We start from the raw sequence: 17,302 nt of genomic DNA, 5'->3' as shown, positions 1-17,302 counted from the left end.
AGTTACTTAGGGCTGGCAGAATCCCTTTGATTTTGGTTCGATGTATTTCTGTTATTTCTTTCAGTAGTCCATCAACTGAACAAAATACGGCTACAAAATACAGCAATAATAAAATATCCTATAGACATATTGCTCACTGCTATTGACGTTAGTTCTATTTTCTAACACTCTGAACTGTGAGTTTCTTTTTCCCTTTTTTAGCTGCACATTGCGGTAAGTTTTAGAGTTTACATTCATCCAATTCACTTTAGGTAAATACCCTTAATTATGTTTAAGTCTAACCCGCATCATATTTCCCATCCTGTTGTTAGTGTAATTGGTGCAGGCAATGTTGGCAGTACCTTGGCACAAAGAATTGTGGAAAAAAATCTTGCGGATGTGATCCTCTTGGATGTAGTTGCAAGTAGGTCTCAAGGTGTAGCTTTGGATTTAATGCAGGCAAGAGCTTTAGAAAATCATGATCGCCAAATTATTGGGACTGATGACTATACCCATACAAAAGATTCTGATGTAATTGTAATTACCGCAGGAGTGCCAAGGAAAGATGGGATGAGTCGGGACGATCTACTAAAAATTAATGCCAAGATCGTTTCTGAGGTTACACTTAGGGCAATTTCCCACTCTCCTAATGCCGTAATTATAGTTGTTACTAACCCATTAGATGTGATGACCTATTTGACATGGGAAATTAGTGGGTTTGCGACTAATAAGGTGATGGGTATGGCAGGGGTACTTGATGCTTCAAGATTTCAAGCATTTATTGCCATGGAACTAGGTACATCAACGGCTGATATTAATGCCATGGTTATGGGTGGACATGGCGATTTAATGGTACCTCTACCTCGGTATTCTACGGTTAGTGGAGTACCAATTACGGAATTGATGTCTGCGGATGCGATCGCCCGTCTAGTTGATAGAACTCGCAATGGGGGTGCGGAAATTGTCAAGCTATTACAAACAGGAAGTGCTTATTTTGCCCCAGCATCAGCTGCTTACCTAATGGTTGAGTCAATTTTACGTAATCGTCGCCGCATTATTCCCGCCGCAGCCTACTTACAGGGAGAGTATGGCTTGGAAGGACTATTTATGGGGGTACCAGTTCAGTTAGGACAAGAGGGTGTTGATATGGTCGTAGAGCTGGGCTTATCCCCAGAAGAATTAGAGGCTCTACACACCTCAGCTACATCAGTGCGGGCGAATATTCAAAGACTAAAAGCTATTCATGAAAGATAAGTTTGATCGACACAAATCTTTAAGATATATTAGTAATAGTAAACTTTTACATAGTTATTTCCATAGTTTGCTGTGATCAAGCCATTGAAACCGAACAATTTAGAAATAGACGTTAGGATACGGTAATTTTTTGTGAATAATCAAGTACTAAATTCTGACTCTTCTCCAAGGCGATCGCTTTATGTATCCCTCATAATCGGTATTCTGATTTTAGCTATAGTTGTTATGGGGTCTATGTTTTTTTTGAATAAAACTGATGCTTATACTGAGGCAGTTTTGAAACTAGAAGGTGATCCAGTCAAAGGTAGATCAATATTTGTCATGAATTGTGTTGCCTGTCATGGACAGTGGGCAGATGGTAAAGTAGGACCTAGTTTAAAAAATGTCTCGGAAAGACTATCAAAATCAAGATTAATTCATCAAGTTGTTAGCGGTGAGACTCCTCCAATGCCTCAGTTTCAGCCTGCTATTGAGGAGATGGCTGATCTATTAAGTTATCTAAGTCAGCTTTGATTTTTCTGATTTTGTGTTAACTTTTACGTTAATTAGATGGAGGCTCTGAGGTGTTTTCTAAGACTGGAATAGCTGCTGGCTTAAGTTTATCTATAAGAGATGGAATTAAATTCTTTGCGATCGCTTCTCGTTGAATCACCATAACTACACTTACCAAGGTTAAAACTACCCCAATCCACTGGAACGTAGTCAGCATTTCTCCTAAAAATATGTAACTGAAGAGCATGGCAAAAATCGGGGTTAAGAAAATTAAGGCACTGACACTGGTAAGGTTTCCCACTGATGCTAAATAAAAGAATATCCCGTAGGTAAGCGCCGTTCCAAATAAAGTTGCGTATCCTAAACCCACCCAACTCGATGAATCAAGATTACTGACTTGCTGAGTTTCAAAAAAGATAGATAGGATAAATAATGGCACTCCACCCAAGACCATGTGCCACCCCGTAGCCACGATCGCATCAGCATGTTGACGTACATACCTAATAATAATTGTACCGAAGGACATAGACAGTGCAGCCAGCAGCATAAGAAACTCGCCACTGTGAATTAGGCTGAACCAACTGATGGAACTAGCTCCTTGAAAGATCGTTAAATCAGTATGGAGAATCCGCACTATCCATTGTTCGGGCAATCCACATAGGCTAATTCCCAAAACTCCGATTGCTAAACCCAGCCAACCCCAAATTCCAATAAACTCACCAAATAACAGCCTTGAAAGTATGGCAACTACAAGCGGTTGAGCATCAATCAGTACAGCCCCCAGACCCGCCCCAGTATTAACTAAGCCCTCGGTTAAAAATCCTTGAAACATTAACCCATCCACGATCGCAAACATCAAAATCCATAACCATGCCTTTAAGGTTTTAGGCTGAGGCAACTTAAGTACCAAGGTTAAACCTAGAATAATGATCCCAGCAGGTACAAGCCGAAATCCTGCCAGAAATAAAGGCGAAGTGTTAGGGATTACTGCCTTCATCGCTACCATAGACGTACCTAAAAAGAAAAACGGGGCAATTAGGAACAGTGGTGACTTGGTGAATGCTGGAGTTTGAGGTGAATCCATAGTGCTTTCATTAAAGGGTGTATCTAAATTGATATTAATTTAAATTTTGTGTACTGTATACATTACCTAATTCCCAAACCACAATTGTAGTAATGATTACAGGATTAGGTTTGAATTTTTTATGTAAACATCAAATTCAATGTATACTGTATACAGACAAAATTTAATCTACTAAAATTGCCTCAATTATGAAGAATATCTACAAGCAAATCTGTGTTCTTTTTATCGGTTTAGCCTTTGTGATCTTGAATTTTATGTCTGCTTCAGAAGTCTATGCAAAGACTCAAGATGATTACAAAACCGAATATAAGTCTGAGTCCTATCAACAAAAGCAAGCCAGCACCCAAGACGCTAAGGGTTTTGAACAAAATACTCAACCAAGTCAAAAGGAATATAGTCAAAAAGAACAAGACCAAAAAGATTATCAGCAAACTAAACAGGATTACCAAAATTCCAGTGAGTCATACACTCAAAACGGTAAACAGTATCAGCAAGAGTCTCAGAAATAAATTGGAGATTTAAGAATTATCTATAAATTTTTAATTAAATTTTTATGATTATAAATAGGGTTAAAAAGACTATATCAGTTCTATTGATAGGGTTTGCTTGTCTATGCCTGAATGTATGGATGTCACCTGTGGCGATCGCCTTTGAAAGTACTCAAAATAATCAAAGTAATCAAGAGCTTAATCGCCCCGCAACTTTATCAGCTTTGGATCGGAATTTTCCCATAAAAGTTTACGACCAACCTAATGCAGTTAATGGCAAGAATGAATTAGGTTATGGCTTATCGGGTGACAAGGTAACTTTGCTTCAAAAAGTTGGTAGTAACAATGGGCAATCATGGTATTTAGTCAGGTTTGATAACGCCTCTAAATCAGAAGGTTGGGTCAGTGATAATTATATTTCTCTAAGTCCCCAAGAAGCACCTTTGAGTCGGTATCTGGGCAATCAAACAGGACAACAGCAACAAACTTCTCAGCAGAATCAGCAAGGTTTTTACAGTCAAAGGTAGTATATTACGCTACCCGATCATCAGGCACTCTAAGATATTCTGAGTAATCTTCAATTCAGTTTTCGGTAACAAGTTTCAGATAATTAAATATGGTTAATCCATCCTTAAAGGCGGTGCGGGGGGCATTTGTTGATTTTGTGGATGATCCGTTCTCCACATCTCAATTAAACAGTGAATTACAAAGCGTTCGCTATTTGCAGGATGGTTTATTAATTATCGAAGATGGCAAGATTATTGAATTTGATACCTACTCTAACCTTAGCGATCGCTATGCTCAGATTCCAACGGAAGTTCATGAAGGCTTGATTTTACCGGGATTTATTGATTTACATGTTCACTATCCGCAAACGGAAATGATTGGCGCATACGGGGAGCAGCTTTTAGCATGGCTAGATAAGTATGTATTCCCCACGGAGTCTAAGTTTCGAGATGTTGACTATGCCCGTCAGATTGCTTCCTTTTTTCTCGATGAGCTATTACGAAATGGCACAACTTCAGCCGTAGTCTTAACAACAATCTTTCCTGCGTCGGTCGATGTCTTGTTTGAAGAGGCACAAAGACGAAATATGCGATTAATTGCGGGTCAGGTGCTGATGAGTCGAAATGCGCCCGAATATTTGCTGAACGAACCCCAAAAGGCTTACGCAGAGAACCGAGAGCTAATTCAGAAGTGGCACGGGCAAGATCGATTACTCTATGCGATTACACCCCGTTTTGCCATTACCTCCACTGATGCTGAACTTAAATTAGCAGCAAAATTAAAAGAAGAGTATCCCGATTTATATATTCATACCCACTTATCGGAAAATCTGAAGGAAATAGAATTTACGGCGGCACTTTTTCCGACAAGTAAGGACTACTTAAATGTGTATGAGCAGTTTGATTTAGTGGGTGATCGCTCAATTTTTGCCCATTGTGTGCATTTAGATGAATCAGCCTTTGAACGGATGTCTAATTCTGGGGCAGCGATCGCTTACTGTCCAACTTCTAATTTATTTCTAGGTAGTGGTTTATTTAAATTGCATCAAGCTAAATCGCCCGAATATCAAATTAAAGTGGGAATAGGTTCGGATGTGGGAGCGGGAACAAGTTTCTCTCAACTTAAATCGATGGGGGAAGCTTATAAAATTTCTCAACTGCAAGGACAGAGTTTATCTGCGTTTAAGGCTTTTTACCTTGCCACCTTGGGCGGTGCTAAGGCTTTATCCCTAGATGATAAAATCGGTAGCTTTGATCGGGGTAAAGAAGCGGATTTTGTGGTTTTAGATGTCAATGCCACACCTCTACAAGCTTTACGAAATAGGGCAACTAAAGGGGATTTTTCCTTAGAGGCGATCGCTTCACAGTTATTTGGTTTGATGACCTTGGGCGATGAGCGTTCCATTAAAGCTACCTATGTGGCTGGTAAATTGGCTCTATGATTAGCTTAGGGAATAGGTTCGGAAAATTCCTATTTAGACTTTTACTTGGCTGTTTAGTTGGGTTTTTTGCAATTTTTCCCCTATATTTGCCCGTTCAGGCTGAAGTAAGTTCTGAGCTTTTATCTAATCCGAATGATGGGATTAATTTAATTACGAACAGTTCAATTCAGAAAATTATCGTTTCTACAACCACAGATTCAGGGGAAGGCTCTCTGCGTGAGGCAATTATTAAAGCCAATGCTGATCCAGATATAAATATTATTGACTTAAGCACAGTTAAGGGAGCCATTACTCTTAAAAGTCCACTACCCGCAATTACAAGTGACCTGTCTATTCGTGGCAACGGTGATGAGATTATCAGTGGTAATAATGCCCATCGTGTGTTTTATGTTAAAAGCGGCAATGTTAATTTAACTGATTTGACTATTGCGAATGGCTTGGCAAAAGGTACTGATAGTATCAATGGCAGTGGTGCTGGGGCAGGTATGGGCGGTGGTTTATTTATCCAAGATGGCAAAGTTAACCTAGACCGAGTTGTATTTGATGGGAATAAAGCGATCGGTGGTAATGGGAATTTAGTACCAATCAAACCATCTATTCAAAATCGGGCTAATTACTTCTCAATTAACCGTGGAGCGATCGCCCATGTTAACGGTATTAGTACAGACGGATTTAGATCAGAAGGTTTAGGTATTAGCAATGAGAAGATTAAATATCAGATAAACCGTGGTGCTGTGGCTGGGGTTAATGGCATTGGCGTAAATGGCATTGGCAGTATAGTTTTTGGTGGCGGCGGTGGGTTTGGTGGGTTTGGGAATGCGGGCAATGGTGGCAATGGCGGTAATGGCGGCAGTGAAGGTGGTAATGGCGGCAACGGCGGTAATGGTGGTGATGGAGGAACAGGAATATTTGGAGATTTTGGTCACGGGTTGGAGGATGGCAGTATTGGAGCGATCGCCTTTGGTGGCGGTGGAGGATTTGGTGGGTTTGGCAATGCGGGTAATGGCGGTAATGGTGCCAATATTATAAAAGTTGGTAATGGCGGAAACGGTGGTAATGGCGGAAATGGCGGCTTTGGTGGCGGCGGCGGTAGTGGTGGCTACGGCGGACAAATAGGTAGGTTAGGCATACCCGGAAAAGCTGGTTTTGGTGGCGGAGATGGGGCTGTGGGGTTTGGTGGAGCGGGTGCTGGTTTGGGTGGAGGTCTTTTTTTGCGCGTTGGTGAACTTAAGTTAATTGATTGTATTTTTCGGCATAACCAAGCGATCGCTGGCACAGGAATTACTGCTGCCCAAGGCAAAGGAGGAGCAATATTTATTCTTTCACCTGATCTGAATTTTGAAACAGATGCTCAAACAAGAATTGGAACAGCTAAAGCCACAGCCTTAGTCTCCTTACCTAAGTTTATGGATAACAGAGCATCCCATGCGGGTAACACCCCTACAGATAATTCCAATATTTTTGGGGTATTGCAGACTGATTTTTAGAGTTCTTCAGTAAGAACTAAATCACTATGCGAGAGAGTCAAGTAAAATGTGTAAACTCTGATTCATCAAGTATTTCTTTTGAGATGTTCTGGTCTGTGCTGAAACACCTTATGAGTTTACTGAGACCTGAATTCCCTCATTAGGCTGTATCCTTGGTAATAGCGGGCTATGGCTTACCTTATATTAGGCTGACTATCAAGCTCAATACCAAGCCTGTATCTAGTAATATAGATTTAGAACCTGTCAAAATCCTAACTATGCTCACTGGTGCTGAAATCCGCTCTAAATTCCTAAAATTCTATGAAGAACGTGGTCATAAAGTTTTACCTAGTGCCTCTTTAGTTCCCGAAGACCCCACGGTATTGCTGACGATCGCTGGTATGTTGCCATTTAAACCCATATTTCTAGGACTGAAAGAAGCAGAAGTTCCCAGAGCTACGACTTCTCAAAAATGTATCCGCACTAATGATATTGAAAATGTGGGCATAACTAAGCGGCACCATACCTTCTTTGAGATGTTGGGAAATTTTAGTTTTGGTGATTATTTTAAGAAGCAGGCAATCGCATGGGGATGGGAATTAGTGACTCAAGTATTCGGTATTCCCCCAGAACGATTAATTGTTAGCGTATTTCATGAAGATGAAGATGCTTTTGCAATCTGGAGAGATGATATTGGCATTCCTGCCCACCGCATTCAACGCATGGGAGAAGATAACTTTTGGGCATCGGGAGTAACGGGACCCTGTGGACCTTGTTCAGAAATTTATTATGATTTTAAGCCCGAACTAGGCGACAAACATATTGATTTAGAAGATGACGATCGCTTCTTAGAAGTCTATAACCTAGTATTCATGGAGCTAAATCGAAATAGTGATGGTAGTTTTACTCCGCTTAAAAAGCAAAATATTGATACGGGCTTAGGCTTAGAGCGAATGGCGCAAGTATTACAGGGTGTGCCAAATAATTACGAAACGGATTTGATTTTTCCGATTCTGAAAACGGCGGCAGATATTGCTGGTATTGACTATCATCAAAGTGATGAGAAAACTAAAACTTCCCTAAAAGTAATTGGCGATCATGTTCGTTCCGTAGTCCACATGATTGCGGATGGAATTACAGCTTCCAACGTGGGACGGGGTTATATTTTACGCAGATTATTGCGGCGGGTAGTGCGTCATGGCAGGTTGATTGGGATTTCTGGGGAATTTACAACTGTTGTGGCAGAAATGGCGATCGCTCTATCGGAACAGGCATATCCCAATGTTAGAGAAAGAGAAGCAATAATTAAATCGGAACTCAGCAAGGAAGAGAATCGCTTTTTGCAAACCCTAGAGCGAGGGGAAAAACTCTTAGCAGAAATTCTTACTAGTCCAGAAATTCAAGATAGTAAAGTAATTAAAGGAACGGATGCCTTTACCCTATACGATACCTACGGATTTCCCTTAGAACTCACCCAAGAAATTGCCGAAGAAGAAGGTTTGTCAGTAGATGAAGAAGGCTTTAAGGTGGCGATGCAGGAACAGCAAGAACGCTCCAAAGATGCCCATATTGATATAGATTTATTAACTCAGATCAACTGGTCAGAAATTGCTAAACAAGTTCCTAAAACCGAATTTATTGGATATACTCACACCTATGCTGAAGGGATAGTCAAGCTAATTTTAGTTAATGGTCAAGTTGTAGATACGGCTGTTGCGGGCGATCGCATTCGGATAATTTTAGATCAAACGCCTTTTTATGCTGAATCTGGTGGTCAAGTTGGCGATAAAGGTTATCTTTCCCTCAGTGATACAATTATTCGCATTGATGATGTCCAAAAGGAATCTGATTTATTTATTCATATTGGGCAAGTGGAGCGAGGAGAAATTACCTTAAATAGCGTAGTTAATGCTCAGGTTGCTAAAAGTGATCGCCGACGTATTCAAGCACATCACACTTCTACCCATCTACTGCAAGCTGCTCTAAAGAAAATTGTTGATCCCAATATTGCCCAAGCAGGGTCTTTAGTGACAAGCGATCGCCTGCGGTTTGACTTTAATCTATCTCGTGCCGTTACGACTGCCGAAATTAGAGAAATTGAAAACCTAATCAATACTTGGATTCTGGAGGCACATCCATCAGAAATTACTGTAATGCCGATCGCTGAAGCAAAGGCTAAAGGAGCAGTGGCGATGTTTGGGGAAAAGTACGGGGCAGAAGTGCGGGTGATTGATATTCCCAATGTCTCTATGGAACTGTGCGGTGGTACCCATGTGGCAAACACTTCGGAAATTGGTATCTTTAAAATCATTTCTGAGTCGGGGGTTGCCTCTGGAATTAGGCGCATAGAGGCGATAGCGGGACAGGCTGTGGTAGAGTATTTGAATATTAGAGATGGCATTGTCAAAGAACTGAGCGATCGCTTTAAGATTAAACCTGAAGAAATCTCCGACCGTGTTACTAACCTGCAAAATGAATTAAAGAACTCCCAAAAGCAAACTGAAATCTTACAAAGAGAACTAGCTCTCCTTAAATCTGAAAATCTAATTACTCAAGCAGAAGTAATCGGGGATTTTAAAGTCCTAGTTGCGGAAATTAAAGGGATAGATGCGGAATCCTTAAAAGTCGCAGCCGAACGCTTACAAGCAAAGTTGGGAAATAGTGCTGTGGTGCTTGGCTCTGTTCCTGAACCTGATAAAGTTTCTTTAGTGGCTGCTTTTAGCCCTGAAATGATAAAAAGAGGATTGAATGCTGGGAAATTTATTGGAGCGATCGCTAAAATTACTGGTGGTGGTGGTGGTGGTCGTCCTAATTTGGCTCAAGCGGGCGGAAAGGAACCATCTAAACTATCAGAAGCTCTATCAAAAGCGAAATCTGAATTGCGGAATAGTTTAGATAAATAAAGGAATAAAAAATTCTCTTTTGCTATGATTAAATTCATACCGAATCAGAAAAGGAATTCTAATTTTGCGTATATGTTCCGACCTGTAATTTGAATTTTTCATCTCTAATGATATTTCTCAATGGTTTACTTAAAATTTTTCTAATGCTTAAATTTGCATTTAGAGCCAGAAGAAAAGATACAATTACTTCAGCAAATACCTAAATAATCACACAAAATACAAATCACAAAATATTATGGAACTGAAAAAAGGAGCCTTGGTAACAGTAATCCGTGAGAAGCTAGAGGGCAGTCTGGAAGCACAAGCTAATGATCCACGTTGGTCTGCCTATGTGTTTGAAACCAAAGGTGAAGTTGTAGAACTGCGGGGGGAATATGTGCAAGTTAAATTTGCCGCCGTCCCAACTCCCCCAATCTGGCTAAATAAAGATCAATTGCAAGCAGAATAAAAATCACTACACAAGCCTACAAAAGACTGTAAATTACCCCCGTTCTAACAACCATGATTTCTAACAAGGTAATGCTTGATGGCAATTAATTTTGCGGGTAAAGACCTACGAGGGAAATCCTTTAGAGGGCAGAACTTAAGGGGAGCAGACTTTAGCAATGCCGATATTCGTGGGGCAGACTTTACTAAGGCAATTCTAACAGAGGCTAATTTTAGTAATACTAGAGCCGATGTGGGTGAGGGTTGGACAGATTTGGATCGCCAAGATTCTCCACCTACTAATTTTACCAATGCAAATATTTGTGGTGCTAATTTCTGCAAAGCTAACCTAAGCAGAGCCAACTTCAGTCATGCCAAAGCAGGCTTAAAAGATTATTGGGGTATTTTTTTGCTGGCGATCTCCTTCTCTATGTCAGCACTGACAGGGGCGTTATCGGGAGTAACTGATTATCTACTTTCGACTATTAGTTCATCTAATGTTCCTTACTTATATGTCGCCTTAACCCTAGTAGTGTTCTTTTATGTGGTTTTAAAAAAAGGATTGGGGATAGCTTTAATCTTTGAAGGATTACTCTGCTTAGTTGCTCTAGGTATTTCTTGGACATTGCATACCGTTTTAAAATTTGCTCAATCTCAATCAACCCCATCAACCGAATTAATTAAGGCGATCTCCGAGGCATTAAATACAGTAGCGGCTCCCATTTTGGCAATAACTATAACTGGGGCATTAGCTTGGACAATCGCCCTTGCCATTCTCTCTTCTACGGCTATTACTTTAGCAGGGGCAGTATCTGGAGCATTAGCAATGGTGGCTTTTATAATTGTTTCCGTATTTATAACCGTTAAATTCGTGGGAGAAGGTGCAATCTTTTTATCCCTATTTGCCCTTTTATTAGGTACAGTCATAGCGTGGCGGACATTAGCAGGGGATGAGGTATTTTTACCATTGCGATCGCTAGTAATTAACTTGACTACATTTAGAAGCACCAATTTTCAAGAAGCTAACTTAACGGCAGCGAACTTTACCTTTGCCACGCTCAAGGGTGCCAATTTCTCTAAAGCAGAGCTAAATCAGGTTTCTTGGTATCGTACCTATGGCTTAGATGAGTCAAAACTTGGCACTAGTAATTTAAATAATCCTAAAATTCTTAACCTAGTAGTTACCAAAAAAGGACGTAACGGCTTATTTGCAGGGCTAGGAATGCAAGGGCTAAATTTAGAAAATGCCGACTTGCAGGGAGTAAACTTTTCCCATAGCAGTTTGGATAGTGCCATTCTGCGTGGGGCAAATTTGAAAAACGCCAAGCTGATTGAGACTAATTTAAAAAATGCGGATTTAGATAATGCAAATTTAGATGGTGCGGATTTAAGTAATGCCAAACTCCAAGATACAAATTTTGGTTAAGGCTAAACCAGCCTAGCCTTTAATTTTACTCAGTATCATCATGGGCAAAGCGGCGATAGAGATAGTCTAGGGCGTAATTTCGTAGTTCATAATATTCAGGATTTTCCATAATTCTGGTGCGGTTACGGGGACGAGGAAAAGGAATATCGATGATTTCACCAATGGCGGCGGCGGGACCATTAGTCATCATCACCAATCGATCTGCCAAGAATAAAGCCTCATCAATATCATGGGTAATCATTAATACCGTGCAGCGATAATCGTTCCAGATTTTGAGCAGTTCTTCTTGTAGTTCCTCCTTAGTAATAGCATCTAATGCACCAAAGGGTTCATCTAAGATTAAAACTTGGGGACGGATAGCTAAAGCACGGGCGATCGCTACTCTTTGTTTCATTCCTCCCGATATTTGTGTGGGCTTTTTATCGGCGGCATCACTTAACCCAACTAAAGCAAGGTGATCTCGAACTATTTTCTCTTTTTCGGCTTTTGACTTCTGGGGATAAACGGAATCTACACCCAAATGGATATTTTCAAAGGCTGTTAACCAAGGTAGAAGGGCATAGTTTTGAAATACCATCATCCGATCTGGTCCTGGCTCAGTAATGCGCTTACTTTGAAGCCTTACTTCTCCCTGCGTGGGTTTATTAAAGCCAGAAACCATATTCAATAGGGTGGATTTTCCACAGCCTGAGTGTCCAATCAGACAAATGAATTCTCCTTCATACACAGTTAGATTAACATCCTTAAGGACGGTATATCCCTCTGGTTGAGAGGTGGGATAAATTTTGGAGACATCCGTAATTGTTAAAAATGGTTCCTTAGGCGGGAGTGGATGGGAATTCCCAGATGCTGGTATGTCAGTCTGATTGGTGGAAATTACTTGCATATTTTTTAATTATTTATGGATTTTAAGAATAGATTTAAGAGGCTACCTTGAAGATTTTAGGCGCATCCAGAATTACATCAGCAATATGAATATCACTTTTGATCTCTAGATCGTTAAGATAGCCAATGGGGTCATCAGTATTAAAAATAGTGCCATCAAAAAGCTGAATCGGTGGGCGTTTGTAGCCTATTTCTAGCATTCCCAGTTCCCTAGCGGCTGTACTAAAAGCGGAAACATTGCAGATTCTCTCTAATATCTCTACCCAATTTCGGGGAAAAGGAACCGTTGCCCATCGTGCCATCTGGGTCATAATCCAAAGTTGCTCCGTACGGCTAGGACGATTAATGCCGGTGCCATAAAACTCATGATGGGCATATTGGCGCAGGGGCTGATCGATCGCACAGGTATAGAGGTCTGGATCACCGATATTGATATATTTAGGTTCAGTATCTACATATTCAGGACGGCACAGAATTTGGCGAATTTCTTCAGCATTTTCAGGCTCGGCGCAATACTCACAGGCTTCCAGTAGGGCTTTAATTAAAGCTAGATGGGTATTTGGATATGCCAATGCCCAATCTTCTCTAACTCCTAGCACCTTACCCGGATGTCCTAGCCAAACTTCTAAATCCGTGGCAATTGTATAGCCGATGCCTTCAGTGGCAGCACGAATATTCCAAGGTTCTCCCACACAGTACCCATCAATATTTCCAGCTTTAAGATTGGCAACCATTTGGGCGGGGGGAATAGTTGTGAGGATGACATCGTGATCGGGATGAATCCCACCTGCAGCTAACCAATACCGTAATAAAAGATTATGCAAAGAGGAAGGATGTACCATGCCCAAAGTATGAACACGATCGCGGGTTTGCAAAAGAGATTGCTTAAAATCATTTAAGGAAAATACGCCTTGATCATAAAACTGCTTGCCTAGAGTGATGCCATTGCCATTACGGGTAAGAGTAAGAGAAGTGGTCATGGGGACAGGTTTGCCTTCTCGACCGCCAAGGGTAAGCCACAGAGGCATTCCTGCTGGGACTTGGGCAGCATCAAGATAGCCCCTGACTAGATCGTCGGTAATTCCCCGCCAACTGGGTTCCCGCACTAAGTTCACTTCATCCAAACCATGTTTAGCAAAGAATCCTTTTTCCTTAGCGATCGCCAAGGGCGCACAGGCAGTCAAAGGTACAAACCCGATTTCAAGGTTTACTTTTTCTAAACCATAGCGGCTAGTGATCGTTTTACTTCTAGATTTAAACTTCTTATCCTTTTTTTGCTGATTCAGAAAATAAATGATCTCACTGCGCATACTGTAATAGCTGGGATGATTCACAACTTCCAAGCGGTGACGAGGGCGGGGAATATTAACTTCCATAATTTGCCCAATATGGGATTCTGGTCCATTGGTTAACATCACTACGCGATCGCTCAGTAATAAAGCCTCATCCACATCATGGGTAACCATAATTGCTGTGACCTGATTCTCTTCGCAAATCTCCATTAATTTCTCTTGCAGATTACCTCTAGTGAGAGCATCCAAAGCCCCAAATGGCTCATCTAGCAGTAATAACTTAGGACGAATAGATAAAGCTCTAGCGATCGCTACCCGTTGTTTCATCCCTCCCGAAAGTTGTCCAGGTGGTTTATCCGCAGCATGGCTCAGTCCCACCATTTTGATATTGTGATCAATAATGCTCTTCTGCTCATCTGGGGATAGATGTCCTAATACCTGCTCAACTGCTAGGGCAATATTCTGGCGCACCGTCAGCCAAGGTAACAGTGAATAGTTTTGAAAAACAACCATGCGATCGGGCCCTGGACGAGATACCCGCTCATCTTCCAGCATGACAATTCCACCTGTTGGCAAATCTAAACCTGCAATCATATTAAGCAAAGTGGATTTACCACAGCCAGAGTGACCAATTAGGGATATAAATTCACCTTTCTTTATTTGAAGGTCGATACCTTTAAGGGCAATATATTCTTTCCCACCGCCCAAGGGGAAAACTTTTTCAACCTGCTCAACTGTAACAAAATTACTCATTTTAAAATCTCTTTCTATAAATTTCTATAAATTGAATTAAGACTGTTTCTGCTCTTCAGAAACAATTAATGTCTGTATCCATGCAACGGTACGGTCAAGAATCAAACCAACAGCACCTATGTACACCAAAGCCAAAATCACTTCACCTACTCTGTCATCGGTGTAAGCATTCCAAATAAAGAAGCCAATCCCCACAATCCCCGACATGATAATCTCTGCGGCAATAATCGCCAGCCAAGCCAGACCAATAGAAATACGCAGTCCAGTAAAAATATAGGGAAGAGCAGAGGGAATTAAAATCTTGAAAAAATACTTCTGGCGAGATAGTTTGAGTACCCGCGATACATTACGGTAATCTTGGGGTATCTGTTTTACTCCCACAGCCGTATTGAGCAGAATGGGCCAAACCGCCGTGATAAAAATCACAAACAATGCTGCAGGTTCGTTTTGTCGGAGAGCAGCCAGAGCGATCGGAACCCATGCTAAAGGTGGAACTGTGCGTAGAAATTGGAATAGTGGATCAAGAGCCTTATCAATTACGGGGGTGGTTCCAACTAAAATGCCCGTTCCAATTCCCACGATCGCCGCTAGTGAATACCCCTTTGCTACCCGCTCAAAACTAGCTAAGGTTTGCCAAAATAGCCCTTTATCTGTTCCACCCTTATCATAGAATGGATAGAGTAGTAGATTGCGAGTTGATTCCTCTGAGAGTATATTAATTGGTCCTGGTAGCTTAATTAAGCCGATGCTAGATAGAATTTGCCATAGAAATAGGAACCCTAAAAGTCCAATGATAGGAAGTACCCAATTCTGAGCATTCTTTTGCCAAAACTTGAACAGAGATCTAGATAGATTTCCGTTACGATTACCAATATTTGCTGCCATAGATTTTATCCTGTGAGAATTAATTGAATTTAGTTACAGCCTATTTAATGACTAAGGGATGCATAGGGGAGTAGCCCTAACCTCTGCACCCCATGTACAAAAGACTCTATTTAAGGAACAGACTTAGAATGTGAAGGTAGTCCGAACTACCCCAACAGTTGCCGTAGGAGCATTATTGATGCCCTCTGGATTAAAGACAAAAAACACACCTGGGGTAATACTGATGTTTTTGGACAATCTAAAATTAAAGTAACCTTCTAATTGATAAGGTGTTGCCGTAAAACCAACGGGAATTATGGCTTTTCCTCCGACTGAACTGCGCGCTAAAGGTTGCCCAAAGATAATCCCAGCCGTGTTGCCCTCTTTGAATACATCGCTAAAGTGAAATCCAGCCATCCAACTCGTAAAGGTCGTTGACGCATCTACCCCAGTGAGGTTAGCAAAAATCCAAGCACCCGATACATTAAAAGCAATCTTGGGAGTAACTCGCCATGTGAGGGTTCCACCTACAGAATTTAGCCTGATAGGGTTAATTATTGAAGTACCTGGACCAACTATTGAGCCAATATCAAGAGCAGCTAATCCAGTGCCCAAAATATTAATCTGGTGATAGCTATTCGCATAATTAATGCCGATATCAAGATTAGAAGTTGGTTTAAGAGTAAGTTGAGTTGAGATAATCGTACTGCCGCCAAAGAAGCCAGCACCGACAGGAGTTCCAGGAACCCCCAGATCGTTAGGCAGTGCTGCATTGATGCTTCCATATAAAGCGCGGAAATCAACTTGATCGGATGGATTCCAAATAAATCCAACAGCAGAAGCTAAACCAGTGCCAGATGTGCCACCAGATACGCGATAAGCTGCATTATATCCCTGTCCAAACCGAGAGATTGCACCCTGTCCCTCGCTGGCAAAGGGGCTGATGGCAGGAAAAGCGTCGGATACTTCGGCACTGGTGCCTGCAAACATCGTGAACTTACTAGCTACTGGAAAAATATACAGCAACTTATAGAGATTGACTGAATTAGCAGCTACTACGTTACCAAGAGGTCCGTTAACATTAGTTCCAGGAAACTGAGGCTCATAACCTAAACGCACATTACTAGCACTCAATCCTACACCATCTGCATATCCTAACGTACCTTGAAGGCTAGAGGCTCCTCCACCAAGGTTATAAGCTTGCAAACCAGTAATTAATAAATCTTTACCAGTAAAACTAGTTAATAAATTGAGACGAACTCGATTGTTGAAAACAATATTAGTATTTGTTCCCCCAGTTTTAGTATTCGCACCCGTTGCCCCTGCCACACCCAAAATTACTTCGCCACTCAGTTTGGTTGTGGTTGAGAACTGTTGAGCTTCTAACTCTGCGGTTTTACTTTCCACGGCATCGACACGCCCACGCAAGGCAGTAAGTTCAGCCGCAAAATCCTCTTGGAGTTTTCGTAAAGTTGCTAAATCTTCCTTACCTACCTTGTCAGATAATCCAGAAGAGATTAATTCATTAACCTTATCCAGACAGGCATTCAGTCCCGCCGCAAACTCATATCTACTCAAAGCTCTCTGTCCCCGATAGGTTTTATCTGGATACCCAGCTATACATCCATATCTTTCCACAAGAGATTGCAAAGAGGTGAAAGCCCAATCTGTTGGTTGAACATCAGATAGCTGAGAAACAGAGGTAACATTTTCGGAAATATTCTTACTTCCGCTATCATTTTTGATTTGAGTTATGACCGTACTTGGACTTTTAGTTGTCGATGATGACTGAGAGCTAATTGGAGTGGAATCTGAAACCTCAGGTCTTGTTTCAGCATTCACAGCAGAGGTGACCCCGATAGATAAACAAGAAGTTAGTATGAGAAATCTGGTTGTATAGTTTTTTAACATGAATATTCCTGATCAAATTAGTGAGGTGTTCGTTTTATAAATTCTTAGAATCGAAGTTATATAGGATTTGGAAAGAAAAAATTTCACAGATCAATTAGCTTAGGAGGATAACTTTTCCAGATGAGATACTT

General features: G+C 41.1%; 14 protein-coding genes. 9 read left to right on the top strand and 5 right to left on the bottom strand.

Features of this window, described 5'->3' with window-relative positions; genetic code table 11:
- The first annotated feature begins 267 nt into the window (after nt 1-267).
- Both mdh and SYN7502_RS01250 read left to right on the top strand, forming a co-directional pair.
- Nucleotides 268-1,233: a malate dehydrogenase gene (mdh, locus tag SYN7502_RS01255; protein ID WP_015167083.1), complete on the top strand. Its 966-nt coding sequence runs from the start codon at nt 268-270 to the stop codon at nt 1,231-1,233.
- 132 nt (nt 1,234-1,365) lie between these two features.
- Nucleotides 1,366-1,746, top strand: a complete 381-nt coding sequence (locus SYN7502_RS01250; RefSeq protein WP_015167082.1) for a c-type cytochrome — start codon at nt 1,366-1,368, stop codon at nt 1,744-1,746.
- 28 nt (nt 1,747-1,774) lie between these two features.
- Here SYN7502_RS01250 and SYN7502_RS01245 read toward each other — a convergent pair whose 3' ends face one another.
- Nucleotides 1,775-2,809: a DMT family transporter gene (locus SYN7502_RS01245; RefSeq protein ID WP_015167081.1), complete on the bottom strand. Its 1,035-nt coding sequence runs from the start codon at nt 2,807-2,809 to the stop codon at nt 1,775-1,777.
- Between the two features lie 188 nt (nt 2,810-2,997).
- Between SYN7502_RS01245 and SYN7502_RS01240 the strand changes: the two genes are divergently transcribed.
- From SYN7502_RS01240 to SYN7502_RS01210, 7 genes are all read left to right on the top strand, one after another.
- Complete coding sequence (locus tag SYN7502_RS01240) at nt 2,998-3,318, top strand: hypothetical protein (RefSeq protein WP_015167080.1); 321 nt, start codon at nt 2,998-3,000, stop codon at nt 3,316-3,318.
- Between the two features lie 44 nt (nt 3,319-3,362).
- A complete protein-coding gene (locus SYN7502_RS01235; RefSeq protein ID WP_015167079.1) occupies nt 3,363-3,824 on the top strand; it encodes an SH3 domain-containing protein in 462 nt (153 codons plus the stop codon).
- Between the two features lie 89 nt (nt 3,825-3,913).
- A complete protein-coding gene (gene guaD / locus SYN7502_RS01230) occupies nt 3,914-5,245 on the top strand; it encodes a guanine deaminase (protein WP_015167078.1) in 1,332 nt (443 codons plus the stop codon).
- The gene (locus SYN7502_RS21135; protein WP_015167077.1) at nt 5,242-6,732 is read left to right on the top strand and encodes a hypothetical protein; all 1,491 of its coding nucleotides are present in this window, start codon (nt 5,242-5,244) and stop codon (nt 6,730-6,732) included. The genes guaD and SYN7502_RS21135 overlap by 4 nt, the downstream gene beginning before the upstream one ends.
- Nucleotides 6,733-6,989: 257 nt before the next feature.
- Nucleotides 6,990-9,614, top strand: a complete 2,625-nt coding sequence (gene alaS, locus SYN7502_RS01220; protein ID WP_041429690.1) for an alanine--tRNA ligase — start codon at nt 6,990-6,992, stop codon at nt 9,612-9,614.
- Nucleotides 9,615-9,849: 235 nt separating this feature from the next.
- Nucleotides 9,850-10,062: an NAD(P)H-quinone oxidoreductase subunit O gene (ndhO, locus tag SYN7502_RS01215; protein WP_015167075.1), complete on the top strand. Its 213-nt coding sequence runs from the start codon at nt 9,850-9,852 to the stop codon at nt 10,060-10,062.
- Nucleotides 10,063-10,140: 78 nt separating this feature from the next.
- Nucleotides 10,141-11,466, top strand: coding sequence for a pentapeptide repeat-containing protein (locus tag SYN7502_RS01210; protein WP_015167074.1), 1,326 nt, complete (start codon nt 10,141-10,143; stop codon nt 11,464-11,466).
- A gap of 25 nt (nt 11,467-11,491) precedes the next feature.
- On the opposite strand, the gene SYN7502_RS01205 is transcribed toward SYN7502_RS01210, so the two are convergent.
- The 4 genes from SYN7502_RS01205 to SYN7502_RS01190 form a co-directional block, all read right to left on the bottom strand.
- Nucleotides 11,492-12,352, bottom strand: a complete 861-nt coding sequence (locus SYN7502_RS01205) for a nitrate ABC transporter ATP-binding protein (protein WP_015167073.1) — start codon at nt 12,350-12,352, stop codon at nt 11,492-11,494.
- A gap of 34 nt (nt 12,353-12,386) precedes the next feature.
- Nucleotides 12,387-14,396, bottom strand: a complete 2,010-nt coding sequence (locus SYN7502_RS01200; RefSeq protein WP_015167072.1) for an ABC transporter ATP-binding/substrate-binding protein — start codon at nt 14,394-14,396, stop codon at nt 12,387-12,389.
- 36 nt (nt 14,397-14,432) lie between these two features.
- Nucleotides 14,433-15,281 carry a nitrate ABC transporter permease gene (gene ntrB, locus SYN7502_RS01195; RefSeq protein ID WP_015167071.1) on the bottom strand — a complete coding sequence of 283 codons (849 nt, stop codon included), beginning with the start codon at nt 15,279-15,281 and terminating at the stop codon, nt 14,433-14,435.
- A 123-nt stretch (nt 15,282-15,404) separates the two neighbouring features.
- Nucleotides 15,405-17,171, bottom strand: coding sequence for an iron uptake porin (locus SYN7502_RS01190; protein ID WP_015167070.1), 1,767 nt, complete (start codon nt 17,169-17,171; stop codon nt 15,405-15,407).
- Nucleotides 17,172-17,302 lie beyond the last annotated feature (131 nt).

Origin of the sequence: Synechococcus sp. PCC 7502, from assembly GCF_000317085.1 — a bacterium.
In the GTDB taxonomy this organism is placed as follows: Bacteria; Cyanobacteriota; Cyanobacteriia; order Pseudanabaenales; family Pseudanabaenaceae; genus PCC-7502.
The sequence above is the reverse complement of the archived record's forward strand: the minus strand, read 5'-3'. Positions and strand labels throughout refer to the sequence as shown.

Excerpts from the sequence above, each read along its gene's own strand:
- ndhO (WP_015167075.1), top strand. The coding sequence starts at position 9,850 with ATGGAACTGAAAAAAGGAGCCTTGGTAACAGTAATCCGTGAGAAGCTA.
- SYN7502_RS01245 (WP_015167081.1), bottom strand. The coding sequence starts at position 2,809 with ATGGATTCACCTCAAACTCCAGCATTCACCAAGTCACCACTGTTCCTA.
- guaD (WP_015167078.1), top strand. The coding sequence starts at position 3,914 with ATGGTTAATCCATCCTTAAAGGCGGTGCGGGGGGCATTTGTTGATTTT.
- alaS (WP_041429690.1), top strand. The coding sequence starts at position 6,990 with ATGCTCACTGGTGCTGAAATCCGCTCTAAATTCCTAAAATTCTATGAA.
- SYN7502_RS01205 (WP_015167073.1), bottom strand. The coding sequence starts at position 12,352 with ATGCAAGTAATTTCCACCAATCAGACTGACATACCAGCATCTGGGAAT.
- SYN7502_RS01200 (WP_015167072.1), bottom strand. The coding sequence starts at position 14,396 with ATGAGTAATTTTGTTACAGTTGAGCAGGTTGAAAAAGTTTTCCCCTTG.
- SYN7502_RS01235 (WP_015167079.1), top strand. The coding sequence starts at position 3,363 with ATGATTATAAATAGGGTTAAAAAGACTATATCAGTTCTATTGATAGGG.
- SYN7502_RS01240 (WP_015167080.1), top strand. The coding sequence starts at position 2,998 with ATGAAGAATATCTACAAGCAAATCTGTGTTCTTTTTATCGGTTTAGCC.
- ntrB (WP_015167071.1), bottom strand. The coding sequence starts at position 15,281 with ATGGCAGCAAATATTGGTAATCGTAACGGAAATCTATCTAGATCTCTG.
- SYN7502_RS01210 (WP_015167074.1), top strand. The coding sequence starts at position 10,141 with ATGGCAATTAATTTTGCGGGTAAAGACCTACGAGGGAAATCCTTTAGA.
- mdh (WP_015167083.1), top strand. The coding sequence starts at position 268 with ATGTTTAAGTCTAACCCGCATCATATTTCCCATCCTGTTGTTAGTGTA.
- SYN7502_RS01190 (WP_015167070.1), bottom strand. The coding sequence starts at position 17,171 with ATGTTAAAAAACTATACAACCAGATTTCTCATACTAACTTCTTGTTTA.
- SYN7502_RS21135 (WP_015167077.1), top strand. The coding sequence starts at position 5,242 with ATGATTAGCTTAGGGAATAGGTTCGGAAAATTCCTATTTAGACTTTTA.